The sequence below is a fragment of the Streptomyces sp. P9-2B-2 genome, assembly GCF_030406865.1.
In the GTDB taxonomy this organism is placed as follows: Bacteria; Actinomycetota; Actinomycetes; order Streptomycetales; family Streptomycetaceae; genus Streptomyces; species Streptomyces platensis.
The window spans coordinates 3,736,041-3,761,873 of sequence record NZ_CP129126.1 but is presented as its reverse complement, the minus strand read 5'-3'; the positions used below and the strand labels follow the sequence as shown (position 1 = coordinate 3,761,873).

Below are 25,833 nucleotides of genomic sequence, written 5' to 3'. Positions count from 1 at the left end.
GGTGGGAACTCGCTTCTCTGCGCGATCGGAATCCACAGAAAGCTACGCCCGGGCCTTCAGAAACTGAATACTTTTGTTTGGTTGAGTTGTTGATTCGTGATTGAGCTTGTCGATATGTCGCGAATATCCCCCGGAGATCCGTGCCGCATCCGGTGCCGCGCCTGACATTGACGACGCTGTTTAGTTGTGCTTCATTGTGTTTGTTTGTGTTTGGTCGGCGTGTGAGGAGCTCCGTGAAGAAGACGACGACCCGGCTGGCGGACGGCCGGGAGCTCATCTACTACGACCTGCGCGACGACGCGGTCCGCGGCGAGCGCGACCCCCGCCCCCTCGCCCCCGTCGCCACCGCCGCCGAGATCCGCCACGACCGGCTCCTCGGCGACTCCGTCGCCATCGCCTCGCACCGCCAGGCCCGCACCTACCACCCGCCGGCCGACGAGTGCCCGCTGTGCCCCTCCAGGGACGGCCGGCACTCCGAGATCCCCGCCCCCGACTACGACGTCGCCGTCTTCGAGAACCGCTTCCCGTCCCTCGCCGGTGACAGCGGCCGCTGCGAGGTCGTCTGCTTCACCCCCGACCACGACGCCTCCTTCGCCGACCTCACCGAGGAGCAGGCCGCCCTGGTCCTGGAGGCCTGGACCGACCGCACCGCGGAGCTCTCCCAACTCCCGGGCGTGGAACAGGTCTTCTGCTTCGAGAACCGCGGCGCGGAGATCGGCGTCACCCTCGGCCACCCGCACGGCCAGATCTACGCGTACCCCTTCGTCACCCCGCGCACCGCGCGCATGCTCACCTCGGTCGCCGCGCACCGCGAGGCCACCGGCCGCAACCTCTTCGACGACACGGTCGCCGACGAGCTGGCCGACGGCCGCCGGATCGTCCTGGAGGGCGAGCACTGGGTGGTCTTCGTCCCGTACGCCGCCCACTGGCCCTACGAGGTGCACCTCTACCCCAAGCGCCGGGTCCCCGACCTGCTCGCCCTCGACGACGCCGCGCGCACAGAATTCCCACAGCTCTATCTGGAAGTCTTGCGGCGCTTCGACCGGATCTTCGAGGGGCCCGGCGGCGGGAGCGGGGAGCCGGCGCCCGCCGCCCGCACGCCGTACATCGCCGCCTGGCACCAGGCGCCGCCGCGCGCGGAGCACCGTGAAGATTTCGCGCTTCACCTCGAGCTTTTCACCATCCGCCGTACTTCCGGCAAGCTGAAGTTTCTCGCGGGTTCCGAATCCGGCATGAACGTGTTCATCAATGACGTGCCGCCGGAGGCCGCGGCCGACCGACTGCGAGAGGTAGCGAGCGAGTGAGCAAGAAGTACCTGGTCACCGGTGGTGCGGGATACGTCGGCAGCGTCGTCGCGGCACATCTGCTCCAGGCCGGTCACGAGGTGACCGTGCTGGACGACCTGTCCACCGGCCACCGCGAGGGCATCCCCGCCGGTGCCCATTTCATCGAGGGCCGCATCCAGGACGCGGCGAAGTGGCTCGACCCCTCCTACGACGCGGTGCTGCACTTCGCCGCCTTCTCGCAGGTGGGCGAGTCCGTCGTCAACCCCGAGAAGTACTGGCGCAACAACGTCGGCGGCACCATGGACCTGCTCGCCGCGATGCGCGACGCCGGGGTCCGCACCCTCGTCTTCTCCTCCACCGCCGCCACCTACGGCGAGCCGCGGTCCACCCCGATCACCGAGACCGCCGAGACCGCGCCCACCAGCCCGTACGGCGCCAGCAAGCTCGCCGTCGACCACATGATCAGCGGCGAGGCCGCCGCCCACGGTCTGGCCGCCGTCTCGCTGCGCTACTTCAACGTCGCCGGTGCCTACGGCAGCTGCGGTGAGCGCCACGACCCCGAGTCGCACCTGATCCCGCTGGTCCTCCAGGTCGCCCAGGGCAAGCGCGCGGCGATCTCCGTCTTCGGCGAGGACTACCCCACCCCCGACGGCACCTGCGTCCGCGACTACATCCACGTCGCCGACCTCGCCGAGGCCCACCTCCTCGCCCTCGACGCGGCCACCGCCGGTGAGCATCTGATCTGCAACCTCGGCAATGGCAACGGCTTCTCCGTCCGCGAGGTCATCGAGACCGTCCGCAAGGTCACCGGGCACCCCATCCCGGAGGTGGTCGCCCCGCGCCGCGGCGGCGACCCCGCCGTGCTGGTGGCCTCCGCGCAGACCGCCACCGACCGCCTCGGCTGGCGGCCCGCCCGCGCCGACCTCGCCGGCATCGTCGCCGACGCCTGGGAGTTCGCGCAGCACCTCGACCGGACCAAGGAGTCCTGATGACCGCACACGGAGCCGCCGTCCCGGCCACCGAGCGCCCGCACCGCGCTCAGCACACCGCCGCGCAGTTCGCCGCGGTGTACGGCGCCGCCCCCACGGGCACCTGGGCGGCGCCCGGCCGGGTCAACCTGATCGGTGAACACACCGATTACAACGACGGTTTCGTGATGCCGCTCGCCCTCCCGCACACCACCCTCGCCGCCGCCTCGGCCCGCACCGACGGGGTGCTGCGGCTGCACTCCGGCGGCGCCGACGGCGGCATCGTCGAACTGCGCCTGGACGAGCTGCGGCCCGCCCCCCAGGGAGGCTGGGCCGCCTACCCGGCGGGCGTCGTCTGGGCGATGCGGGAGGCCGGTCTGCCCGTCGGCGGTGCGGATCTGCACTTCGAGAGCACGGTGCCGACCGGCGCCGGACTCTCCTCCTCCGCCGCCCTGGAGGTCGTCACCGCGCTCGCCCTCAACGACCTGTACGCGCTCGGCCAGGAGCCGCAGCGGCTGGCGCAGCTCGCCCAGCGGGCCGAGAACGCCTTCGTCGGCGTGCCCTGCGGAATCATGGACCAGACCGCCGCGGCCTGCTGCACCGAGGGCCACGCCCTGTTCCTGGACACCCGCGACCTCACCCGGCGCCAGGTCCCGTTCGACCTGGCGGGGGAGGGGCTGCGGCTCCTCGTGGTCGACACCCGGGTGAAGCATGAGCTGGGGGACGGCGCATACGCGGAGCGGCGCGCCGGCTGCGAGCGTGGCGCGCGGGCGCTCGGGGTGCGTGCCCTGCGCGAGGTGCCCTACGAGCATCTGCCCGAGGCGCTGGCCCGGCTGGCCGGCGAGCCCGTCGTCCAGGCCCTCGTCCGGCACATCGTCACCGAGAACCACCGCGTCGAAGAGGTCATCGGCTGCCTCGACGCGGGCCGCACCCGCGCCATCGGCCCGCTGCTGACGGCCGGTCACGCCTCGCTCCGCGACGACTTCAAGATCTCCTGCCGTGAACTCGATCTCGCCGTCGACTCCGCGCTGGCCGCGGGCGCCCTCGGGGCCCGGATGACCGGCGGCGGCTTCGGCGGCTCGGCCATCGTGCTCGTCGAGGAGGCGGCCGCCACGGCCGTCGGCGCGGCGGTCACCGAGGCGTTCGCGGCGGCCGGTCATGCCGCCCCGCGGATCTTCGACGCCGTCGCCGGCGCGGGGGCGCACCGCGTCGCGTAGGGCGCGCCGGACGGCGTGAAGCCGCCGGACAGGCACCGAATGGCCCGGCCGGCGGAGCAGTTTCGCCAATCACCTTCCCTCGCCGCACCCCGTCCGTACGCTGGGAACCTGCACCGGTGGGGGCCGGTGCCGATCAGGGGGCGAGACCGTTCGGGTACGGCGCCCGGGGTGGGGTAGTCATGTCGGCACGGCGGCGGCCGTGCGGCTGAGGCGATCTTCAATCCGGGCGTCGTGCCCGCTATGGTCCGTTCACCGAGACAGGGGGTCTCTGTGCAACGCATCCGGGTTCTGGTGGTCGACGACCACCGCATCTTCGCCGAATCCCTGGCGGCCGCGCTCGCCGCGGAACAGGACGTGGACGTCGCGGCCGCGGGCAGCGCCCCCGCTGCCCTGCGCAATCTGGACCGCGCGGCCACCGACGGCCGCCGCTTCGACGTGCTGCTCGCCGACGCCGATCTCGCCGCGCCGCTGCTCGCGGTGCCCGCCCAGGGAGCGGCCCGCGACGCGGTACCGCGCGCCGTGCCGCGGGACGGTATCGCGCTGGTCTCCGGCCTGCGCACCAGCCATCCGTATCTGCGCACCGTCGTCCTCGCCGACCGAGACGACCCGCGCCGCGCGGCCGCCGCCCTGCAGGCCGGTGCCTCCGGCTGGGTCGCCAAGGACTGCTCGCTGTCCCGGCTGCTCGCCGTCATCCGGGGCGTCCTCCGGGACGAGACGCATCTGCCGCCCGCGCTGCTGACCGGTGTGCTGCGGGAGCTGACGGCCGCGCGCAAGCACCGTTCGGAGAGCGAGCGGCTGGTGGAGTCCCTGACTCCGCGCGAGCGTGAGGTGCTGCGCTGCATGGTGGCCGGCCTGGGCCGCAAGGCGGTCGCCGAGCGGCTGTTCCTCTCCCCGCACACGGTCCGTACCCATATGCAGAACGTGCTCGGCAAGCTCGGCGTGCACTCCACCCTCGCGGCGGTGGCCCTGGCCCGCCGGGCCGGGGTCGGCCCGGTCGAGCTGGAGACGGCGGCCGCGGCGTCGGTGCCGGTGCCGTGACGGGGTGGGGTGGGGCGCGGCGGCGGTGAGGGACGCTCACCGCCCTGGCTCCGGCCCGTCGCCTCAGGGCTCCGTCAGCACGGCCACGCCCCGGGGGCCCAGCGTGATCCGGTCGACGGGACCGGCCCCGGCCCCAACTCCGGCCCCGGCCGCCCCGTCCGCTCCCGCGAGCGCGTCCCGCATCGGCGACGGCAGCCCGACCTCGACGGCCTCCGCCCCGTGGTGGAGCAGGAAGAGATAGCGTCCGCCGGTGCCCTCGCGGACGGTGGCCTGGACGCCCGGTGGCAGACCCGGCAGTACGGGGGCCACCCCGGCCGCCGCGCGGACATCGTCCAGCAGCGTCCGCATCAGCGCCGGTTCGAGTCGGGTGCCGACGTACCAGACCGTGCCGCGCCCGTAGGAGTGCCGGGTGACCGCGGGGCGGCCGGCCAGCTCCCCGTCCGTGAAGTGGGCGAGCGCCTCGGCCCCTTCGAGGTCGAGGGCCTCCGACCACAGGTCCGCCCGGCCCGTATAAGTCCCGCCGCCGACGCCCACTGACCGGCCCTCGTCCAGCGGCCAGAACTCCGCCACCCGCAGCCCCAGCAGCGCCCGCAGCGGCGCCGGGTAGCCGCCGGGGTGCACCCGGTCGTGCTCGTCGACGATGCCGGAGAAGAACGACACCAGCAGCTGTCCGCCGTCGCGTACATAGGCGGCCAGCCGCTCGGCATCCGGTGCGGTGAGCAGATACAGGCTGGGCGCCACGACCAGCCGGTAGCCGGACAGGTCGCGTTGCGGCGGGAGCACCTCGCAGGCCACGCCTGCCTCGAACAGCGGCCGGTAGTGGTCCAGCGCGATACGGGAGTGGTCCAGGGCGGTCGACGGCTTGGAGTCCAGCTCCAGCGCCCACCAGCTGTGCCAGTCCGCCAGCAGCGCCACCTCGGCCCGCGACCGGGTCCCCTCGATCCCCGGAAGCGATGCCAACTCCCGCCCCAATTCCGTCACTTCGCGAAAGAGGCGGGTGTCGGTCCCGCCGTGCGGCAGCATCGCCGAGTGGAACTTCTCCGCGCCGCCCAGCGACTGCCGCCACTGGAAGAACAGCACCGCGTCCGCGCCCTGGGCGACGGCCTGCCAGCTCCACAGCCGCATCGCGCCGGGTGGCTTGGGGCCGTTGCGGGGCCGCCAGTTGACCGCGCCCGGTGCCTGTTCCAGCAGCATCCAGGGCTGCCCGGAGCGCGCCGAGCGCATCAGATCGAAGACATAGCCGGCCCGGACGTGGTCGTCGGGCACATAGGGATCCTGGTAGAAGTCCAGCGCCATCGTGTCCATATGGGGCGACCAGGCGAAGGCGTCGACCGGCTTGTGCTGCGGCATCAGATTGGTGGTGGCCGGAATCGCTGGGGTGACGCGTTCCAGCACCTGCTTTTCGGCCAGATAGCAGGCGCGCAGCGCCTGGTCGCCGAAGCGCAGATAGTCCAGCTGCTGGGCGGGGTTGGGGAAGGTGGGCGCGGTGCGGGGCGGCAGCACCTCGTCGAAGTCGCCGTACGCCTGTGACCAGAAGGCCGTCGACCAGGCGGCGTTGAGCGCGTCGACGGTCCCGTACCGCTCACGCAGCCAGCGTCGGAAGTCCGCCGCCGACACGTCGCAGTAGCAGTGGCGGGTGTGGCAGCCGTACTCGTTGCCGATGTGCCACAGGGCGAGCGCGGGGTGATCGCCGTAGCGGGTGGCGAGCTGTTCGACGAGGCGTACGGCGTGGGCGCGGTAGACGGGGCTGGAGGGGCAGTAGTGCTGACGGCCGCCGGGCCAGCGGCGCCGGCCGTCGGCGTCCTCGGGCAGGATCTCCGGGTGCGCGCGGGAGAGCCACGGTGGTGGCGAGGCGGTCATGGTCGCCAGGCAGACGGCGATCCCGGCGCCCGCCAGCCCGTCCATGACGCGGTCGAACCAGCCGAAGTCCCAGGCCCCGGGCCGGGGTTCGACCTTTGCCCAGGAGAAGATCCCGGCGGTGACCATGGTGACATGGGCCGCCTTCATCAGCTTCAGATCCTCGGCCCACACCTCCTCGGGCCACTGCTCGGGGTTGTAGTCGCCGCCGAAATGGATGCCCATGGATTCCCCTACGGGTCGATGGATTCCCTACGGATCGAAGCCGGACAGGGCGCCGCCGCCGCGCCGCCGGCAGGCACGGCGCACACCTCACGAGGAGTTCTTGTACACGCTCCAGCCGCCGTCGACGACGAGGCTCGCCCCGGTGACGAAGGATGCCTCGGGGGAGAGCAGAAAGGCGATGACCGCGGCGACCTCCTCGGGCCGCCCCAGCCGTCGCGCCGCCGTCTCCGCGGCGCTGGCCTGCCGCTCCTCCTCGCCGATCCCGTCCCAGGCCGCGGTCAGCACGGGACCCGGCAGCACGCTGTTGACCCGCACCTCCGGCCCGTATTCGACGGCCAGTTGACGGCCCAGGCCGGTCAGCCCGGCCTTCGCCGCGGCGTAGGCGGGCCGCCCCGGCAGCCCCACCAGGGCGTGCACGGACGAGGTCAGTACCACCGCGCCGCCGCGCGCCCGCAGATCCGGCAGGGCGGCCCGTACGCCGAGGAACGAACCGGTGAGGTTGACCGCCAACTGCCGGTCCCAGTCGGCGAGCGAGGTGTGGTCCGCGGCCGCGACCTGCGCCAGGAAGGCGTTGCTGACCAGCCCGTCCACCGGGCCGTAGCGCCGCCGCGCCGCCTCGACGGCCCGCCGCCAGTCGTCCTCGGCCGCCACCTCGCAGTGCTCGTACGAGGCATGGCCGCCGGCCGCCCGGATGCGCCGCGCGGTGCGTTCGCCGCGCGCGTCGTCGATGTCCAGCAGCAGCACCCCGGCGCCCTCGGCCGCCAGCCGGTCGGCGGTGGCCGCCCCGATCCCGGCGGCGGCCCCGGTCACCAGGACCGTACGGCCCTCGAACCGCCTGCCGTACGGGCCGTTCGGCGGATGCGATGCGCGCTGCTGGCTCATGGCGCGATCCAAGCCCACGGGGCGAGCGGCGGGCAAGGGTGCAGAGGGGGAGAGGGGCGCACAAGGAGTCAGGGGGCGTGCGCCACCTTCTTTCGCGCCGCCAAATGCGGTGCGCCAACCGGTCGTACGCCGGTGCGGGAAGCCTCTCCGGACGCGCCCGGGGCGGCCGCGACTCTGAGCCGCTAGCCGGGGGTGTTGTCGAACGGGCCGGTCAACTTCCGCAGCAGCCCGGCGAGTTCACCGCGCTGCTGCCGGGAGAGCTCGGCGAGAATCGCGCGCTCCTGGATCAGCAGTCCGGCCAGCGACCGGTCGGCCTTGTCGCGGCCCTCCGCGGTCAGCCTGACCAGCACGCCGCGCCGGTCGCTGGGGTCGGGCAGCCGCTCGACGAGGTTCTTCTTGGCCAGCCGGTCGATGCGGTTGGTCATCGTCCCCGAGGTGACCAGTGTCTGTGTCAGCAGCGCCCCGGGGGAGAGTTGATACGGCGCCCCGGCGCGCCGCAGCGCGGTGAGCACATCGAACTCCCAGGGCTCCAGGCCCACCTCGGAAAAGGCGATACGGCGGGCCCGGTCAAGGTGTCTGGCCAGCCGGGAGACGCGGCTGAGGACCTCAAGCGGCTCCACGTCGAGGTCCGGGCGCTCGCGGCGCCATGCTGCGACCAGTCGGTCGACCTCGTCCTCCATGACGATCAGTGTAGAGGGTCTGTCGACATGAAGTCTCTTGACGTCGAGATATATTCCGCTGGACTATGGGGCATCGTCGGCGGGGGCTCGGTTTCCAGCCGAGACGGCCCGAACCAGACCGTGCCAGCCTTGTATCAGCCCTGCATCGGCAAAGGGGTTTCGAACATGCACGACGCACCAACCTGGGATCCGCAGCAATACCTCCGCCACTCCGGGCACCGTACCCGTCCGTTCCACGACCTGCTCAACCGGATACCCGACCTGCCCCGGCAGGACCGCGCCGCCCGCATCGCCGACCTCGGCTGCGGCCCCGGCAACGTCACCGCCCAGCTCACCACCCGCTGGCCCGACGCGCACATCACCGGATACGACAACTCCCCGGAGATGCTCAAGGAAGCCGAGACCTACGCCGGGCCCACCCCGGGCGGCGGCCACCTCGACTTCGCCCCCGCCGACGCCGCCGACTGGACGCCCGAGGAGACCTACGACCTGATCGTCTCCAACGCGGCCCTCCAGTGGGTCCCCAACCACCCGGACTCCTTCGCCCGCTGGATCGAGGCCCTCGCCCCCGGCGGCACCTTCGCCTTCCAGGTCCCCGGCAACTTCACCTCACCCAGCCACGCCCTCCTCGGCGAACTGTGTGACGCCCCCCAGTGGCGCGAGCGGCTCACCACCCACGGCCGCCGCTTCGTCCATGTCCTCGAACCGGGCGACTACCTGGAGCGCCTCGCCGACCTCGGCTGCGCCGCCGACGTATGGGAGACGACCTACGTCCAGCTCCTGGCGGGCGACGATCCGGTCCTCGACTGGGTCAAGGGCACCGCACTGCGCCCCGTCCTCACCGCCCTGGAGCACGACCCGGCCGCCCGCGAAGCCTTCCTCGCCGAATACCGCGACGCCCTCCGCAAGGCCTACCCCACCGGCCCGCACGGCACGGTCTTCCCGTTCCGCCGCATCTTCGCCGTGGCCCGCAAACCGGCTGACGGCTGAGGCCCGCCGCCCACGGTCACACCCCGACGCTCCCCCTCCGAGGTGACCCCACGCCGTGACCACCGGCCCCGACCACCTCCGGCTCGCCGCGCAGGACGCCGCCGGTACGGGGCCGGTACGGGGCCTCAGTTCTTCCGATGCCCTATCAACCGCGGCTTGGCCTCCAGATTGCCCAGGCCGTGCCAGGCCAGGTTGACCAGGTGGGCCGCCACCTCGGCCTTCTTCGGTTTGCGGGTGTCGACCCACCACTGTCCGGTGAGGGCGACCATGCCGACCAGGGCCTGGGCATACATGGGGGCGAGTTTCGGGTCGAAGCCGCGGGCCTTGAATTCCAGGCCCAGGATGTCCTCGACCTGGGTGGCGATATCGCTGATGAGAGAGGCGAAGGTGCCCGTCGACTGGGCCACGGGGGAATCGCGGACCAGGATGCGGAAACCGTCGGTGAAGGTCTCGATGTAGTCGAGCAGCGCGAAGGCGGCCTGTTCGAGGAGTTCGCGGGGATGGCCGGCGGTCAGTGCGCCCGTCACCATGTCCAGCAGCTGCCGCATCTCGCGGTCCACCACCACCGCGTACAGGCCCTCCTTGCCGCCGAAGTGCTCGTAGACCACCGGCTTGGACACCCCGGCCTTCGCCGCGATCTCCTCCACCGAGGTGCCCTCGTAGCCCCGCTCGGCAAAGAGCGTGCGACCGATGTCCAGCAGCTGCTCCCGGCGCTCCGCACCGGTCATCCGGACCCTGCGGGCCCGCCGCGTGCCCGCGGAGGAAGACTTGCCCTTGTTGCCGCTGGTACTGCTGTCGTCGATCGCCACCCGTCAATCATGCCTTCCTCGCTAGCGCCGGGCGGCACCCCCGGCGGCCTTCTCCGCGCGTCGGGCATCGAGACGCGACGCGTCCGGCCACCGGACGTCGTACGCCCAGCCCGCCTTCTCGAACCAGCGGATCAAGCGGGCGCTGGAGTCCAGCTGCCCCTTCAGCACCCCGTGCCGGGCGCTGGTCGGGTCCGCGTGGTGCAGGTTGTGCCAGGACTCGCCGCACGAGAGGACGGCCAGCCACCAGACGTTCCCGGAGCGGTCACGGGACTTGAAGGGGCGCTTTCCGACGGCGTGACAGATGGAGTTGATCGACCAGGTGACGTGGTGCAGCAGGGCCACCCGGACCAGGGAACCCCAGAAGAACGCGCTCAGCGCGCCCTGCCAGGACCAGGTCACCAGGCCGCCCACCAGCGGCGGGATCAGCAGCGAGACCGCGGTCCACAGCACGAACTGGCGGGAGACCGCCCGGATCGCCGGGTCCTTGACCAGGTCCGGTGCGTACTTCTGCTGCGGCGTCTGCTCCTCGTCGAACATCCAGCCGATGTGCGCCCACCACAGGCCCTTCATCAGGGCGGGCACCGTCTCGCCGAAGCGCCACGGCGAATGCGGGTCGCCCTCGGCGTCGGAGAACTTGTGGTGCTTGCGGTGATCCGCCACCCAGCGCACCAGCGGTCCCTCCACGGCCAGCGACCCCATGATCGCGAGCGCGATCCGCAGCGGCCGCTTCGCCTTGAACGAACCATGGGTGAAGTAGCGATGGAAGCCGATCGTGATGCCGTGGCAGCCGATGTAGTACATCGTCACCATCAGCGCCAGGTCGAGCCAGCTCACCCCCCAGCCCCAGGCAAGTGGCACCGCGGCCACCAGCGCCACGAACGGGACGGTGATGAACAGCAGGAGCGAGATCTGTTCGACCGACCTGCGCTGCTCACCGCCGAGCGTCGCGGACGCGGCCGGCGCACCGGCGGCCGCACCGACGGCGGAATCGGCGGGAATCGGGGGATCTTCTACGGCTTCAGGACCAGCGGTCATGGTGTCCCTCGTCGGGGGCTCGGGGGCACGGCTACGGCTACGGAACCGTAACCTACGGTCTCGTAAGTATGGCAGTGCCGCCACCCCCGGCAAGGCCGTGACAGGCGCCACACCCGCCCGGCTGTGACGCAGTGCCCACCCTGCGGACGGTGTGATCTGCGGAAGCTGGGCAGACCTATCCTGGGACGTCGGACAGCGCGGTCCGCAACCCGCCCGCATCAGACCCGCCCAACCCGTCGCCCGTTCCGACCCCACCCACGGGTCACGTGCGACGTCCCTGATCGCCGCAAGGAGCCGCACCTGTGAGCAGCGCCGACAACACTCCAGCCGAGATCGTGTCCATCGAAGGCCCCGAAGTCGGCCCGAGCGACAACGTCGCCCTGCGTGCCGACATCCGCCGCCTCGGTGATCTCCTCGGCGAGACCCTCGTCCGGCAGGAGGGGAAGGAACTGCTCGACCTGGTCGAGCAGGTACGCGCCCTGACCCGTTCCGACGGCGAGGCAGCTGCCGGGCTCCTGGGCGACACCGACCTGGCCACCGCCGCCAAGCTGGTGCGCGCCTTCTCCACGTACTTCCACCTCGCGAACGTCACCGAGCAGGTCCACCGCGGCCGCGAGCTGGGTGCCCGGCGTGCCGCCGAGGGCAGCATCCTCGCCCGCACCGCCGACATGCTGAAGGACGCCGACCCCGAGCACCTGCGCGCGACCGCCGCCAACCTCGGCGTACGCCCCGTCTTCACCGCGCACCCCACCGAGGCCGCCCGGCGCTCCGTCCTCACCAAGCTCCGCAAGGTCGCCGAGCTGCTGGACAGCCCCGACGGCGAGCGCCGTCGCGCCGACCTCCGCCTGGCCGAGAACATCGACCTCATCTGGCAGACGGACGAGCTGCGCGTCGCCCGCCCGGAGCCCACCGACGAGGCCCGCAACGCCATCTACTACCTCGACGAGCTGGGCCGCGGCGCGGTCGGCGACGTCCTGGAGGACCTCGCCGCCGAGCTGGAGCGGGCCGGCACCGAGCTGCCCGCCGGCACCCGCCCGCTGACCTTCGGCACCTGGATCGGCGGCGACCGCGACGGCAACCCCAACGTCACCCCGCAGGTGACCTGGGACGTCCTGCTGCTCCAGCACGAGCACGGCATCACCGACGCCCTGGAGCACGTCGACGAGCTGCGCGGCGCGCTGTCCAACTCCATCCGCAACTGCGGCGCCACCGACGAGCTGCTGGAGTCCCTCCAGCGCGACCTCGAGGTGCTGCCCGAGATCAGCCCCCGCTACAAGCGGCTGAACAGCGAAGAGCCCTACCGCCTCAAGGCCACCTGCATCCGGCAGAAGCTCGTCAACACCCGCGAGCGGCTGGCCGGCGACACCCCCCACGTACCCGGCCGCGACTACCTCGGCACCGCGGAGCTCCTCGACGACCTCGCGCTGATCCAGACCTCGCTGCGCGAACACCGCGGCGGCCTGGTCGCCGACGGCCGTCTGGAGCGCACCCTGCGCACCATCGCCGCGTTCGGCCTCCAGCTCGCCACCATGGACATCCGCGAGCACGCCGACGCGCACCACCACGCCCTCGGCCAGCTCTTCGACCGCCTCGGCGAGGAGTCCTGGCGTTACGTGGACATGCCGCGCGACTACCGCCGCAAGCTCCTCGCCAAGGAACTGCGCTCGCGCCGTCCGCTGGCCCCCACCCCGGCCCCGCTCGACGAGGCCGGCGCCAAGACGCTCGGCGTCTTCCGCACCATCCTCAAGGCCAAGGACACCTTCGGCCCCGAGGTCATCGAGTCCTACATCATCTCCATGTGCGCCGGCTCCGACGACGTCTTCGCGGCCGCCGTCCTCGCCCGTGAGGCCGGTCTGATCGACCTGCACGCCGGCTGGGCCAAGGTCGGCATCGTGCCGCTGCTGGAGACCACCGACGAGCTGAAGATCGCCGACCAGCTGCTCGACGAGATGCTCGCCGACCCCTCCTACCGGCGTCTGGTCGCCCTGCGCGGCGACGTCCAGGAAGTCATGCTCGGCTACTCCGACTCCTCCAAGTTCGGCGGCATCACCACCTCCCAGTGGGAGATCCACCGCGCCCAGCGCCTGCTGCGCGACGTCGCCCACCGGCACGGCGTACGGCTGCGCCTCTTCCACGGCCGCGGCGGCACCGTCGGCCGTGGCGGCGGCCCCTCGCACGACGCGATCCTCGCCCAGCCGTACGGCACCCTCGAAGGCGAGATCAAGGTCACCGAGCAGGGCGAGGTCATCTCCGACAAGTACCTGGTGCCGTCGCTGGCGCGGGAGAACCTGGAGCTGACGGTCGCCGCCACCCTCCAGGCCTCCGCCCTGCACACGGAGCCCCGGCAGTCCGACGAGGCGCTGGCCCGCTGGGACGCGGCCATGGAGAGGGTCTCGGAGGCCGCCCACGGCGCCTACCGCCGCCTCGTGGAGGACCCGGACCTGCCCGCGTACTTCTTCGCCGCCACCCCCGTCGACCAGCTCGCCGAGCTCCACCTGGGTTCGCGCCCGTCCCGCCGCCCCGACTCCGGCGCCGGCCTCGACGGACTGCGCGCCATCCCGTGGGTCTTCGGCTGGACCCAGTCCCGCCAGATCGTCCCCGGCTGGTTCGGCGTCGGCACCGGCCTCAAGGCCGCCCGCGAGGCCGGACTCGACAGCGTGCTGGACGAGATGCACGAGTACTGGCACTTCTTCCGCAACTTCCTGTCCAACGTCACCATGACGCTGGCCAAGACCGACCTGCGGATCGCCCAGCACTACGTCGACACCCTGGTCCCCGACGAGCTCAAGCACGTCTTCGACGTCATCAAGGCCGAGCACGAGCTCACCGTCGCCGAGGTCCTGCGCGTCACCGGCGAAAAGGAACTCCTGGACTCCAACCCGGTCCTCAAGCAGACCTTCCACATCCGCGACGCCTACCTGGACCCGATCTCCTACCTCCAGGTCTCGCTGCTGGACCGCCAGCGCAGCGCCGCCGAACGCGGCGAGGAGGCCGACCCGGTCCTCGCCCGCGCCCTGCTGCTGACCGTCAACGGCGTCGCCGCCGGACTGCGCAACACCGGCTGACCCGGCCCGGCACCACATACGGCGGCGGCCCGCCCTCCACCAAGGAGGACGGGCCGCCGCCGTATCAGCTTCTAGAGAGCCGCGAACGCCGCGCCCAGCAACACCGCGCCCAGCAGCCCCATCACCCATGCCGTACGCCGCAGCCGCATGCCCCCGGCCACCACCAGCGCCGCCAGCAGCAACGAGCCGGCGAACGGCACCCACGCATGCAGAATCCCGGCCGCCCCGGTCCGTATCGCGTGCGTCGTCCCCGGCTTGACCGTCACCTCGACCCGGGTGCCCTTGTCCGCGGCCCCCTCCGCGATCGACACCTTCGCCAGCCGCCCGGCGTCACCCGACGACGGCGCATACGGGCCCGTGCACCGCTCACCCGCACAGGCCGACACCGTCATCATGCCGCGGCTCCGCCCCTTGACGAGCATCGCGTACTGCGCCGTCTGCCAGGACGTCCACACCCCCGCCACCAGCAGGAGCGCCGCCAGCAGACCCATCAGCCCCACCCGGGCGACAAGCAGCGCCCCATAGGCGCTCTCACCGACCCGCCGGGAACGACTACGTCTGACCGAACGGGTGCGCGTGCTGCTTCTGGGCATGGCGGCGATCCTTGGCCATCCACCAGCACCCGGTCAACCTCCGAAAACGGTTCGTCAGAGCCTGACCACACCTGTCCCATTCAGGAGTTGTACGTACTCTGCGCCCGTTCCAGACCGTCGACGATCAGCGTCTCCACCGCATCCGCCGCACGGTCCACGAAATAGTCCAACTCCCGCCGCTCCGCTGCGGAAAAGTCCTTCAGCACGAAATCCGCCACCTGCATCCGGCCCGGCGGACGCCCGATGCCGAACCGCACCCGGTGATACTCCGCCCCCAGCGACTTCGTGATCGACTTCAGGCCGTTGTGACCGTTGTCACCGCCGCCCAGCTTCAGCCGCAGCGCACCGTAATCGATATCCAACTCATCGTGAATCGCCACGATGTTGGCCACCGGCACCTTGTAGAAATCCCGCAGCGCGGTCGTCGGCCCACCCGACAGATTCATGAAAGTCCCCGGCTTCGCCACCACCACACGACGGCTCGACGGACCCGGCGCACCACAGCGCCCCTCCACCACCTGCGCCCGTGATTTGTGCGCCTTGAAACGGCCGCCCATTCGCTCCGCCAGCAAATCCGCCACCATGAAGCCCACATTGTGGCGATTACGCGCATACTCCGGGCCCGGGTTACCCAGCCCCACCACCAGCCACGGATCAGCGTCCGCCATCTCAGCCACTCCCACATCCGCCGGCCACACCCGCCGGCCCCGACCGCAACTGCCCATGAAACAGCCCAACCGCCACCCCGCGCCCAAAGGCGCGCGGCAGCGGCTGGACAAAGCGCCGAGAACGCGTCTCAGCGAAAAACGACTCAGGCCTCGGAGCCCTCGGCGCCCTCACCCGCGGCGGCCTCCTCGGCCGGTGCCTCGGCCTGCGCGGCGACGACCTGGAGGACCACGGCGTCGTCCTCAACGGCCAGCGACACACCGGCCGGCAGTGCGATGTCCTTCGCCTGCACCGAGTGACCGGCGTCCAGGCCCGCGATGGAGACGGTGACCGACTCCGGGATGTGGGTGGCCTCGGCCTCGACCGGCAGGGTGTTCAGCGAGTACTCGAGCAGGTTGCCGCCCGGGGCCAGCTCGCCCTCGGTGTGGATCGGCAGCTCGACGTTGACCTTCTCGCCCTTCTTCACGGCCAGGAAGTCCGCGTGCACCAGGAAGCCACGGATGGCCTCACGCTGCACCGCCTTGGGGATGACCAGCTCGTTCTTGCCGTCGAACTCCAGGCGCAGCAGCACGTTCGGGGTCTTCAGGGCCATCATCAGCGCGTGGTTGTTGATCGCCACGTGCTGCGGCTCCGCACCGTGGCCGTAGATGACCGCGGGAACCAGGTCGGCGCGGCGCGCACGACGGGCGGCGCCCTTACCGAAGTCGGTACGGACCTGGGCGTCGAGCTTGACCTCAGCCATGACTGCACTCCTCGTATCTCAGAAACATCTGGTGGGCGTCACCCGGCCCACGACAGACCTGCTACGAAGAGCGCGTCGATAACGGACAGCCACCACAAAAGGGCGGCCTCCCTCGCCGAGCAACTCCACGAGTCTACCCGGCCGGAAGGCCGCCCCAAAGTCGATCAGACCCGGACTACCTCACAGGCCCGTCCGGTGCCGCTGACTCACTGCTCCTCGAAGAGGCTCGTCACCGAACCGTCCTCGAACACCTCACGCAGCGCACGGGCGATCGTCGGTGCCATCGACAGCACCGTGATCTTGTCCAGCTCCAGCTCCGAAGGCGTCGGCAGCGTATTCGTGAACACGAACTCGCTCACCTTCGAATTCTTCAGCCGGTCCGCCGCCGGACCCGACAGCACACCGTGCGTCGCCGTCACGATGACGTCCGAGGCGCCATTCGCGAACAGCGCGTCCGCCGCCGCGCAGATCGTGCCACCGGTGTCGATCATGTCGTCGACCAGGACACACACCCGGTCCTTCACATCGCCGACGACCTCATGGACGGTGACCTGGTTCGCCACGTCCTTGTCACGCCGCTTGTGCACGATCGCCAGCGGCGCGCCCAGACGGTCACACCAGCGGTCCGCCACCCGCACCCGGCCCGCGTCCGGCGACACGACCGTCAGCTTCTCGCGGTCGACCTTCGCGCCCACGTAGTCCGCGAGAACGGGCAGCGCGAAGAGGTGGTCCACAGGGCCGTCGAAGAAGCCCATGATCTGGTCGGTGTGCAGATCCACCGTCACGACACGGTCCGCACCCGCCGTCTTCATGAGGTCAGCGATCAGCCGCGCCGAAATCGGCTCACGGCCGCGGTGCTTCTTGTCCTGCCGCGCATAACCGTAGAACGGCACGACCACGGTGATGCTCCGGGCCGAGGCCCGCTTCAGCGCATCAATCATGATCAGCTGTTCCATGATCCACTTATTGATCGGAGCCGTGTGGCTCTGAATCAAAAAGCAGTCCGCGCCACGCGCCGACTCCTGATAGCGGACATAGATCTCGCCATTGGCGAAGTCGAATGCCTTCGTCGGGACCAGGCCCACACCCAGCTGGTGCGCGACCTCCTCGGCAAGCTCGGGGTGGGCGCGGCCGGAGAAGAGCATCAGCTTCTTCTCGCCGGTCGTCTTGATCCCGGTCACAGCAAATCTCCTCGAATCACAGTTTGCGTGCGCTCATCACGGTACGCCCCGCACGGCGTGCCCTCTGCACGATCACCGCTCGCCCTCGGACTCCTGGCGAGCAGACGAAGCCGCCTGCGCGGCGGCACTTCCAGGCCGCTTGCGCGCGACCCAACCCTCGATATTCCGCTGCTGGCCACGCGCGACCGCCAGCGAACCCGGGGGCACATCCTTGGTGATAACCGAGCCGGCCGCCGTATAAGCGCCGTCCCCGATCGTGACCGGAGCCACAAACATGTTGTCCGACCCCGTCCTGCAATGTGAACCGACCGTGGTGTGGTGCTTCGCCTCACCGTCGTAGTTCACAAAGACACTGGCCGCACCGATATTGGTGAACTCACCAATCGTCGCATCCCCCACATATGAAAGGTGCGGCACCTTCGTGCCTTCGCCGATCGACGCGTTCTTCATCTCCACGTACGCACCGGCCTTCGACTTCGGGCCAAGATCCGTTCCCGGACGCAGATAGGCGTAAGGCCCGACATTCGCCCCGGCGCCAATACGCGCGCCCTCGGCCACCGTGAACGACGCCACCGCGCCCGCGCCCACCGACGTATCCGTCAGCCGGGAATGCGGACCCACCTCGGCACCCGACGCGATATGCGTGGCACCCAGCAGCTGGGTCCCCGGGTGCACCGTCGCGTCCGGCTCGAAGGTCACCGACACGTCGATCAGGGTCGACGCCGGGTCCACCACGGTCACGCCGGCCAGCATCGCCTGCTCCAGCAGCCGGTCGTTCAGCAGCCGCTGCGCCTGCGCCAGCTGCACCCGGTTGTTGATCCCCAGGATCTCCCGGTGATCGACGGCCACCGCGGCACCGACCCGGTGCCCGGCCTCCCGCACGATGCCCAGCACGTCCGTGAGGTACTCCTCGCCCTGGCTGTTGTCCGTACGCACCTTGCCGAGCGCGTCGACCAGCAGCCGGCCGTCGAAGGCGAACACCCCGGAGTTGATCTCCCGGATCGCCCGCTGCGCCACGCTCGCGTCCTTGTGCTCGACGATCGCGGTCACCGCGCCGGAGCTCTCCTCGCGCACGATGCGCCCGTAGCCCGTGGCGTCCGGCACCTCGGCCGACAGCACCGTGACGGCGTTGCCGTCCGCGGCGTGCGTGTCACCGAGCAGCCGGAGCGTCTCGCCGGTCAGCAGCGGGGTGTCGCCGCAGACGACGATCACCGTGCCGTCGATGGCCACACCGCTCTGGCTCAGCTCCTCCAGAGCCGTCCGCACCGCGTGACCGGTGCCGTTCTGCTCGTGCTGCACGGCGGTGCGCACGTCGGGATCGACCTCGGAGAGATGTGCCTGCACCTGCTCACGGGCGTGGCCGACGACCACGACGAGATGCTCGGGGTCCAGCTCACGGGAGGCGGCGACGACATGGCCGACGAGGGAGCGGCCGGAGACGGTGTGCAGGACCTTTGGGGTCGCCGACTTCATGCGGGTGCCCTCACCCGCTGCGAGAACGACGACGGCTGCCGGGCGGTTGGCGCTCACGGGGATGCCCTTCGGCTTCTTGGCTACTTCGGGTGGTGGTCATCCGAAGGATACCGGTGCGTATTGCAGCCGAAACGCGGGCGGGTCCTGACGTGGTGGTCAGGACCCGGAAATTCGCCCGTTGTGCATGTGCTCCCCTGCCAGGACTCGAACCCGGACATAAGGCACCAAAAGCCTCAGTGCTGCCAATTACACCACAGGGGATAGTAGAGCGACCCAAACAGGACATCGCGTCGGTCCGGCCGCTCGGCACCCAACACTATGCCGTACCACCAGCCTTCGATGCGACGGTATAGCTCTGCGCTTTGCCGCACCCGGAGGAGCGGAGCGGCTCGGTCCGGATGCTCGTAACAGCCTGGCTGTGGCCGATAACGGGGCAGGGGAATCGGGGGCGGGCGCCCGTAGGCTGGTCGGTATGACCGCGACGGGGGCAAGTGAAGGTGTGGGCGCGCGGGGTGCGCCGGTGAGCGGGCCGTGGTGGTGGGCCCGGCGGCGGAGTGCCGTGCTGGACGTGGTGCTGGCGGCGGCGTCCGCGGTGGAGTGCGCGTTCGAGGGCGCGCGGTTCGCCTCGGGGGCACAGCTGCCCGAGCTGGTCGGGGTACTGCTCGGCCTGCTGGCGGGGCCGGTGCTGCTGGTGCGCCGCCGCTGGCCGGTGGTGGTGGTGCTGGTCTCGATAGCGGTGATCCCCGCGGAGATGGGCGGGCTGCTGAGCACGGTGGGGCTGTACACGCTCGCCGCGTCGGATGTGCCGCGCCGGATCACGGGGGTGCTGGCGGGGATGACCGTGGCGGGGACGTTGGTGACGACGTTCCTCAGCCTGCGGCAGGACGTGCTGGCGCAGGAGGACTTCCAGCCGCCGATGTGGCTGCTGCCGGCGATGTCGCTGGCGCTGGGCCTGGTGCTGACGGCGCCGCCGGTGCTGTGGGGGCTGTATGTCGGGGCCCGGCGCCGGCTCGTGGAGAGCCTCCGGGAGCGGGCGGACGGGCTGGAGCGCGAGCTGTCGCTGCTGGCGGACCGGGCCGAGGAGCGGGCGGAGTGGGCCCGTAACGAGGAGCGGACGCGCATCGCGCGGGAGATGCACGATGTGGTCGCCCACCGGGTGAGCCTGATGGTGGTGCATGCGGCGGCGCTGCAGGCGGTGGCGCTGAAGGACCCGGAGAAGGCGTCGAAGAACGCCGGGCTGGTCGGCGACATGGGGCGGCAGGCGCTGACCGAGCTGCGGGAGATGCTGGGGGTGCTGCGGACGGCCGACGGGGCGGCGGTGCGGGGTGCCGCGGCGTCCGGTGCGCCGGAGCGGCTGGCGGCGGTGGCGTCCCGGGCCGGGGCGCAGGCGACGGTGCAGGCGCGGTCGCCGGAGGCGTCCGAGGCGGCGGAGTCCGCGGGGGGCGCCGGTCCTGAGGACGGCGCGCCGGTGCCGGCGACGGCTGCCGCGGAGGCGGATTCCGAGGGGCCGCATCTGGCGGAGCTGGGGGATCTGGTGGGCCAGTCCCGGGCGGCCGGGATGGTCGTCGAGCTGACCGTGGACGGGGTGGCCGAGGGGGAGCCGACTGCCGTCGATGGGCAGCGGTATGCGCCGCCGGTGGAGCGGACCGTCTACCGGGTGGTGCAGGAGGCGCTCACGAATGTGCACAAGCATGCGCCGGGGGCGCGGGCGCGGGTGCGGCTGGCGCACCGGGAGGGGGAGCTCGCGGTGCAGGTGGAGAACGGCCCCTGTGAGGGCGGCGCGGCCGATGCGGGGCTGCCCAGCGGCGGCAACGGCCTGGTGGGGATGCGGGAGCGGGTGACGGCGCTGGGCGGGGTGTTCGTGTCGGGCCCGACGGAGGCCGGTGGCTTCCGGGTGTCGGCGGTGCTGCCGGCGGCCTCCGCGGTGAGCTGACCGCGCCGTACGCGGGGCCGCGGCGGCTCAGTCGCCGGTGTGGCCCGCGACGCCCAGCCGTACGGGCCGGGACCCCAGCACCAGGATCCCCAGCGCACTGTCGATGTCCGGTCCCAGGTACCAGTCGCCGGTGTGGTCGAGGCTGTAGACGCGGCCTTCGGCGTCGATGGCGAGGGTGGCCTGGCCGTAGGTGTCGCCGTCGTGGGTGGTGAGTTCTTCGCGGCCCAGGGGAGCCACGTCGGTCTCCAGGGCGCGGCCGAGGTCGCCGAGGGTGCGGGCGAGGTGGAGGCCGTGCAGCGGGTCTACGGCGAAGGGCGTGGGGGCGATGTGCCGGCCGGGGCCGGGCCCGGTGATGTGCAGTCCGCCGAATTCGGCCCAGGCCTCGACGGCGGCGGGGAAGACGGTGTGGCGGTGGCCCGCGGGGGAGGTGTGGGCGCGGAGGGTGTCGGCCCAGTGTTCCGCCTGCTTTATGTCCCAGCGGCCGGGGTGCCAGCCGGCTTCCTGGAGGGCGACGTCGACGGCGACGGGGAAGCGCGTCGAGTCGGTCCGGTCGTGGGCGGGGGTGCGGGGGCCGGGGGTGGTGGGCGGCATGGTGACGGTCAGCTTCCTGTGGGCGTGGTGCCGCTGATGGGCATGACGCCGAAGTGGGCGAGGAGGGCGTCGCAGGAGCGGCAGGGCGGGGCGTAGCTGCCGTGCCGGGGGTCGCCGTCCTCGCGGATGTGGCGTGCGGTGAGTTTGGAGTGCTTGAGGGAGCGGCGGGCTTCGCCGTTGGTGAGGGGTTTGCGGGAGGCGCGCTTGCCGCGGTTGCCCTCGACGGCGGTGAGGTGCCGGGAGAGCAGGACGGCTTCGGGGCAGCGTCCGGTGAAACGTTCGCGTTGTGCGGTGGCGAGGGTGTCGAGGAAGTCCTGGACGAGGGGGTGCAGGGCGGGGGGCTGCTCGGCCTTGCTCGCGGTACAGGTGAGCGTTTGTCCGCGTACTGACAGGGCGGCGCCGATGGTGGGGAGGATGCCGTCGCGGCGGTGGTGGAGGGCCGGTGCGCCGTCGGCGGGGCCGCTCCAGCCGATGCGGGGGTCGCCGGCGGCTGAGTTGTGGTGGCGTGCAGTGGTGCTCATGGTGGTGATTTCCCTCCCCGAATCCCCGTGTAGCTGGGGGTCCCCCCCGCCGTAGGTGGGGGAGGGTCAGCCTGCCAAATGTGCTGGGTGTTGCGGTAGTCGGGCGGGCTGTCGGTGATCTCACCGCGGGCTGACGGGGCGTCGGTCGTGGGGCAACGGGGCTGGTGGGCGGGGTGGTGCGCGGGGGGCTCGGGGGTGGTGGGGCGGTGGGTGACGTCGGTGTGTCGCGGGGCTGACGGACGGGGACGGGGGAGGGGGGACGGCGTAGCGGTACGGCTTAGGCTGTGCTCCAAAGCCAGCTTCAGCCAGGGGGCAAGCGCGATGACGACAGGTCGGCAAGGGCTGGGGGCACTCCCCGGCCCCCAGGCGGCGGGACATGCCGCGCCACCGAATTCGGCCTATGCCGGGCAGGTCGTGCATTTTCCGGATCCGGTCCGTGCCGCACGGTACCCCGCCGGTGTGCGGATGGACGAACGGGGATTCCCGGAGTTCTCGCCGTACGCGCGCGCGGCGGCGGAGATCGCCGAGCCGCCGGAGGGTTTCGGCGTCGATGAGCTGCGGCTGACGGACTATGTCTCGGCGAACGCGGCCCTGCACGCGCAGGGGCACGAGCTCTGGATAGATGTGCCGGCGGTGGCCACGCCGCACGGCTGGACCTGGCATCACGTGGCCGGCACCCGGCGGATGGAGCTGATCCCGGTCGAGGTGAAGGCGCTGCTGCGGCATCACGGCGGGCTGGCGACGGCCGCCGTGGCGCACGACAAGCGCGGTACCCGCCCGTTGCAGGAGACCCGGCCGGCGCACTTCGGGCTGCCGCACCGTGATCTGTCCGTGGGCGAGGAGCAGTTGGCGCAGGCCGAGGAGGCGCTGGGCTACCGGCTGCCGGGCGCCTACCGGGCGTTCCTGAAGGCGGCGGGCGGGTGCGCGCCCGTGGGAGCGGCGCTGGACGCGGAGTTGGGGCTGCTGGTCGACCAGCCGTTCTTCACGGTGCGCGACGACGCGGCGGTCAACGACCTGCTCTATGTGAACAAGTGTCTGCGGGACCACTTCACCAAGGACTATCTGGGCGTGGCGTTCGCGCAGGGCGGTGTGGTCGCGGTGAAGGTGCGCGGCGAGGCGCTCGGCTCGGTCTGGTTCTGCCCGTACGACGATGCGCGGGACCAGGACGGGTGGGCGGTGCAGGAGCGGGTCGAGCGGCTGTTGTTGCCGTGCGGCGCGGATTTCGATGACTTTCTCCAGCGGCTCGCGGGCAATCCGCCGGAGCTGGAGACGGTGGCGGATCTGATGGTCGACGGCGGTTTCGCGTACGCGGTCGCGGTGGGGGGTTGAGCGCGGTGGTGACGTTCGCGCAGGCGCAGGAGCGCGCCGAGCGGTGGGTGAACGGCGAGGTGCCGGCGGCGCTCCATCGTGAGGTGCGGGTGCGGGAGTTCGATCTGGGCTTCGTGGCCTGGGCCGAGGACCGGGAGGGTGGCCCGGCGACCGATGGCGGCCGGGCCCGGCTGGTGATCGCGCGGGACAGCGGGGAGACGACGCTGTGGCCGGGGCTGCCGGTGGGTGAGGTGATCCGGCGTTACGAGGAGGAGTACGGCGCTGCTGTGGACGGCGGCGCGGCCGAGGCGCCGCCGCAGCGGATCGACCTGGAGGCCACCTCGTTCCTGCTGACGCCGCCGGAGTGGTTGCAGGAGGCGGCGGACGCGCGGGGCGCGGGCGGCGAGCAGGCCCCGGTGGCTGTCCCGCCGTCCGTTCCCGCGCCTGCGCCCGGGCCCGCGGTGTCGGCGTCCGATGCCTGGGCCGAGGTGAGCGTCAACGGCACGGACGGTGTGGCCGCGCAGAGCGGTGCGCAGGCGGCGGAGACGGGCCCGGGGGCCGGTGCCGCCGGTGTGCCGACGCCGTGGGCCGACGCGGACACCACCTCCGGCGCGGGGGGTGAGGACCGTTCGGTGGGGCTGCCCGCGACGGTGTTCGCGCCGCCGCTGGCCGGTTTCGACGAGGAGGACGACGCCCCGTCGGTGCCGCGGGCCCGGCCGGAGGCCAAGACCGAACTTCTGCACGGCGGCAGTCAGTTGCCGCGTACGCAGGTCGCGCCCGCGCTGGATCTGCCGGAGGGCGGCACCCGGCCCGGCAGCGGTCCGCTGCCGCCGCCGATGCCGCCCCCGCCGCCGGCCGCCGCTCCGGCGCCGGATCTGCCGCCGCCGTCCGGCCCGCCGGTCACCGATGTGCCGCCCCCGCCGGGTGCCGGTACGCCCGCCGCGGCCGGGCCGGGTGTGCCGCCTCCGGCCGCGCCGCCCGCGCCGCCCGTGGGCGGTGGGGTGCACGCCGCCGCGACGATGCTGGCCGACGGCTCCGCGCTGCCCGGTATCGCCGCCGCGGGCCCGCCCCCGCCGCCCGCCGCGCCCGGTCCGCCGCAGCACGCCGACGGCGGCGGCGCCGGGGTGCGCCCGTCCGGCGGCCCCGCCGCGTCCGGCCCCGGTGCGCCCGGAGTGCCGGCCGGTGGTTATGTGCCGACGCAGATGGTGTCCCAACTGGACGCGGCGGAAATGGATCTCAGCGCGGTGGACGGGCCGGGGGACGGGTCCGGCTCCGGTGGCGCGGGTTCCCCCGCGGCCGGTGGTCCCGGGTCCGGCGGAGTGCATGCCGCCGCGACGATGCTCGCCGACGGCGCGTCCCTTCAGGCGTCCCTCGGGAATGCGGGCGGTGCCGCCGCCGGCCCCGGGGTGCCGCCGCCGCCCTCGCCGCCCGGCGTGCCGGGCGTACCCAAGCCTCCCGGCCCGCCCGGTAAGCCCGGGGTGCCCGCGGACGGCCGGAACTCCGGCGGCCAGGGCGGTCCGCCCCCGCCGCCCGCCCCGCCGCCCGCCGCGGGCGGTACCGGCGGCGTACACGCGGCCGCCACGATGCTGGCCGGCGGCGCGGTGCTGCCCGACGGCGGTCCCGGCGGGCCGGGTGTCCCCGGTGTCCCCCCGTCCGCCGGTCCCACGGCCCCGCCCGCGGCGCCGCCCGGTCCTCCGCAGGGCCCGCCCGCCGCGCCGGGCCCCGGCGGCGGTGCGTACGGCTATCCGCAGGCGCCGAGCGGTCAGCCGACGGTCGGTCCGGGCTATATGGCCGTGCTGAGCTATCGCGCGCCGGACGGGTCCGAGCAGAAGATCGTGCGCCGTTCCGCGCCCGGTACACCGCATCCGGAGTGGCAGCTGCTGCACGAGCTGCGCGGGATGAACGTCCCGCCGCAGCAGGTGCTGGAGCTGCACACCGAGCTGGAGTGCTGTGATCTGCCGGGTGGCTACTGCGCCCGGATGATCCGGGACAACTGGCCGCAGGTGCGGATCAGCCACACCGCCGCGTACGGCCGCGACCATGCCTCGCGCCAGCAGGGCGTACGGCATCTCGTCGAGCACCAGGGCGAGTTGCACCAGGTCGCGGACGGTCCGGCGCGGCCGGCGCCGGTGCGGGTGCCGCTGCCGCATCCGTCACAGGTGCCGCCCGTGCCGCCGGTGCCCCCGCAGGTGATCGGGCAGGAGCTGGAGCAGGCGTTCGGCCCGCAGGCCCTGTTCCGTTTCGACCAGCGGGCGGTCTCCCGGCACGGGGTGCCCGATGTGGTGGCGCAGATGCTGGTGTGGGCCGGGTTGCCGGTCGACTTCGGGCCGTTCTTCTGGGCGCAGGCGCAGCCGCAGCGTCCGGTGCCGACGCTGGCGGAGCTGGCGGCGGAGCGGATGGTGCAGCCGGCCGCGGACGCCGGTTCGTATCTGGTGATGGGCAACGACTTCGGCCGTCAGCTGTGTGTGCAGTACGGGACCGCGCACATCGTGGCGGTGCCCATGGAGGCCGGGCCGGGCGGCCAGCCGGCCACGCCGCAGTTCGTGAACTCGGGGCTGCCGGAGTTCGTGCGCTGTCTGGCGATGCTGGGACGGATGTGGCGGCTGCGGTACGGGCTGACGCCCGAGCAGGCGGGCCGCTGGACCGTCGACTTCCAGGCGCAGCTGGTCGCGCTGGACCCGCCCGCGCTCGGGTCGCCGGAGACCTGGTGGTCGGTCCTGCTGGAACAGATGTGGGACGGGCTGCTGTAGCGGTGCGTCACCGGCCCGGCGGC

21 protein-coding genes and 1 tRNA gene are annotated in these 25,833 nt (G+C 72.1%); 9 read left to right on the top strand and 13 right to left on the bottom strand.

The window, feature by feature from the left end:
- Positions 1 to 233: 233 nt before the first annotated feature.
- The 4 genes from galT to QT196_RS16255 all read left to right on the top strand — a co-directional run bounded on the left by galT (position 234) and on the right by QT196_RS16255 (position 4,509).
- Positions 234 to 1,304 (top strand): galactose-1-phosphate uridylyltransferase, encoded by a 1,071-nt coding sequence (galT, locus tag QT196_RS16270; RefSeq protein ID WP_168479601.1) that lies wholly within the window; start codon positions 234 to 236, stop codon positions 1,302 to 1,304.
- The gene (gene galE, locus QT196_RS16265; RefSeq protein ID WP_168479600.1) at positions 1,301 to 2,275 is read left to right on the top strand and encodes a UDP-glucose 4-epimerase GalE; all 975 of its coding nucleotides are present in this window, start codon (positions 1,301 to 1,303) and stop codon (positions 2,273 to 2,275) included. The genes galT and galE overlap by 4 nt, the downstream gene beginning before the upstream one ends.
- Entirely contained in the window at positions 2,275 to 3,471 is a 1,197-nt protein-coding gene (gene galK, locus QT196_RS16260; RefSeq protein WP_266738887.1) for a galactokinase, read from the top strand. Before galE ends, galK begins: the two co-directional genes overlap by 1 nt.
- A gap of 270 nt (positions 3,472 to 3,741) precedes the next feature.
- Positions 3,742 to 4,509, top strand: coding sequence for a response regulator transcription factor (locus QT196_RS16255; protein ID WP_168479598.1), 768 nt, complete (start codon positions 3,742 to 3,744; stop codon positions 4,507 to 4,509).
- Positions 4,510 to 4,572: 63 nt separating this feature from the next.
- Here the strand turns inward: QT196_RS16255 and QT196_RS16250 are convergent, their stop codons facing one another.
- The 3 genes from QT196_RS16250 to QT196_RS16240 form a co-directional block, all read right to left on the bottom strand.
- Entirely contained in the window at positions 4,573 to 6,591 is a 2,019-nt protein-coding gene (locus QT196_RS16250; RefSeq protein ID WP_266738886.1) for a beta-galactosidase, read from the bottom strand.
- Positions 6,592 to 6,678: 87 nt separating this feature from the next.
- Positions 6,679 to 7,473 carry an SDR family NAD(P)-dependent oxidoreductase gene (locus QT196_RS16245; RefSeq protein WP_085926439.1) on the bottom strand — a complete coding sequence of 265 codons (795 nt, stop codon included), beginning with the start codon at positions 7,471 to 7,473 and terminating at the stop codon, positions 6,679 to 6,681.
- A gap of 182 nt (positions 7,474 to 7,655) precedes the next feature.
- Positions 7,656 to 8,153 carry a MarR family transcriptional regulator gene (locus tag QT196_RS16240; RefSeq protein ID WP_085926438.1) on the bottom strand — a complete coding sequence of 166 codons (498 nt, stop codon included), beginning with the start codon at positions 8,151 to 8,153 and terminating at the stop codon, positions 7,656 to 7,658.
- 165 nt (positions 8,154 to 8,318) lie between these two features.
- On the opposite strand from QT196_RS16240, the gene QT196_RS16235 reads away from it, so the two are divergent.
- A complete protein-coding gene (locus QT196_RS16235) occupies positions 8,319 to 9,143 on the top strand; it encodes a trans-aconitate 2-methyltransferase (protein ID WP_290355126.1) in 825 nt (274 codons plus the stop codon).
- A 125-nt stretch (positions 9,144 to 9,268) separates the two neighbouring features.
- Here QT196_RS16235 and QT196_RS16230 read toward each other — a convergent pair whose 3' ends face one another.
- Both QT196_RS16230 and QT196_RS16225 read right to left on the bottom strand, forming a co-directional pair.
- Positions 9,269 to 9,952, bottom strand: coding sequence for a TetR/AcrR family transcriptional regulator (locus tag QT196_RS16230; protein WP_168479593.1), 684 nt, complete (start codon positions 9,950 to 9,952; stop codon positions 9,269 to 9,271).
- A gap of 21 nt (positions 9,953 to 9,973) precedes the next feature.
- Complete coding sequence (locus tag QT196_RS16225; protein WP_168479591.1) at positions 9,974 to 10,987, bottom strand: fatty acid desaturase; 1,014 nt, start codon at positions 10,985 to 10,987, stop codon at positions 9,974 to 9,976.
- A 341-nt stretch (positions 10,988 to 11,328) separates the two neighbouring features.
- On the opposite strand from QT196_RS16225, the gene ppc reads away from it, so the two are divergent.
- Positions 11,329 to 14,052, top strand: coding sequence for a phosphoenolpyruvate carboxylase (ppc, locus tag QT196_RS16220; protein ID WP_168483784.1), 2,724 nt, complete (start codon positions 11,329 to 11,331; stop codon positions 14,050 to 14,052).
- 71 nt (positions 14,053 to 14,123) lie between these two features.
- On the opposite strand, the gene QT196_RS16215 is transcribed toward ppc, so the two are convergent.
- The 6 genes from QT196_RS16215 to QT196_RS16190 form a co-directional block, all read right to left on the bottom strand.
- The gene (locus QT196_RS16215) at positions 14,124 to 14,645 is read right to left on the bottom strand and encodes a hypothetical protein (RefSeq protein WP_168479589.1); all 522 of its coding nucleotides are present in this window, start codon (positions 14,643 to 14,645) and stop codon (positions 14,124 to 14,126) included.
- Positions 14,646 to 14,725: 80 nt separating this feature from the next.
- Positions 14,726 to 15,313 (bottom strand): aminoacyl-tRNA hydrolase, encoded by a 588-nt coding sequence (gene pth, locus QT196_RS16210; protein WP_085926434.1) that lies wholly within the window; start codon positions 15,311 to 15,313, stop codon positions 14,726 to 14,728.
- A 143-nt stretch (positions 15,314 to 15,456) separates the two neighbouring features.
- Complete coding sequence (locus QT196_RS16205) at positions 15,457 to 16,053, bottom strand: 50S ribosomal protein L25/general stress protein Ctc (protein ID WP_168479587.1); 597 nt, start codon at positions 16,051 to 16,053, stop codon at positions 15,457 to 15,459.
- Positions 16,054 to 16,259: 206 nt separating this feature from the next.
- On the bottom strand, positions 16,260 to 17,234 hold the full coding sequence (locus QT196_RS16200; RefSeq protein WP_018091057.1) for a ribose-phosphate diphosphokinase: 975 nt from the start codon (positions 17,232 to 17,234) through the stop codon (positions 16,260 to 16,262).
- 72 nt (positions 17,235 to 17,306) lie between these two features.
- Complete coding sequence (gene glmU / locus QT196_RS16195; protein WP_290355125.1) at positions 17,307 to 18,764, bottom strand: bifunctional UDP-N-acetylglucosamine diphosphorylase/glucosamine-1-phosphate N-acetyltransferase GlmU; 1,458 nt, start codon at positions 18,762 to 18,764, stop codon at positions 17,307 to 17,309.
- Positions 18,765 to 18,896: 132 nt separating this feature from the next.
- Positions 18,897 to 18,968, bottom strand: a tRNA-Gln gene (locus QT196_RS16190).
- Positions 18,969 to 19,179: 211 nt separating this feature from the next.
- Between QT196_RS16190 and QT196_RS16185 the strand changes: the two genes are divergently transcribed.
- Entirely contained in the window at positions 19,180 to 20,640 is a 1,461-nt protein-coding gene (locus QT196_RS16185) for a histidine kinase (RefSeq protein ID WP_248001172.1), read from the top strand.
- A gap of 27 nt (positions 20,641 to 20,667) precedes the next feature.
- Here QT196_RS16185 and QT196_RS16180 read toward each other — a convergent pair whose 3' ends face one another.
- Positions 20,668 to 21,231, bottom strand: a complete 564-nt coding sequence (locus tag QT196_RS16180; protein WP_290355124.1) for an SUKH-3 domain-containing protein — start codon at positions 21,229 to 21,231, stop codon at positions 20,668 to 20,670.
- A gap of 8 nt (positions 21,232 to 21,239) precedes the next feature.
- Positions 21,240 to 21,752: a YwqJ-related putative deaminase gene (locus tag QT196_RS16175; protein WP_168479581.1), complete on the bottom strand. Its 513-nt coding sequence runs from the start codon at positions 21,750 to 21,752 to the stop codon at positions 21,240 to 21,242.
- A 321-nt stretch (positions 21,753 to 22,073) separates the two neighbouring features.
- Between QT196_RS16175 and QT196_RS16170 the strand changes: the two genes are divergently transcribed.
- Both QT196_RS16170 and QT196_RS16165 read left to right on the top strand, forming a co-directional pair.
- Positions 22,074 to 23,081: an SMI1/KNR4 family protein gene (locus QT196_RS16170; RefSeq protein WP_266738882.1), complete on the top strand. Its 1,008-nt coding sequence runs from the start codon at positions 22,074 to 22,076 to the stop codon at positions 23,079 to 23,081.
- Between the two features lie 5 nt (positions 23,082 to 23,086).
- Positions 23,087 to 25,810, top strand: coding sequence for an SUKH-4 family immunity protein (locus tag QT196_RS16165; RefSeq protein ID WP_290356666.1), 2,724 nt, complete (start codon positions 23,087 to 23,089; stop codon positions 25,808 to 25,810).
- The last annotated feature ends 23 nt before the right edge of the window (positions 25,811 to 25,833 follow it).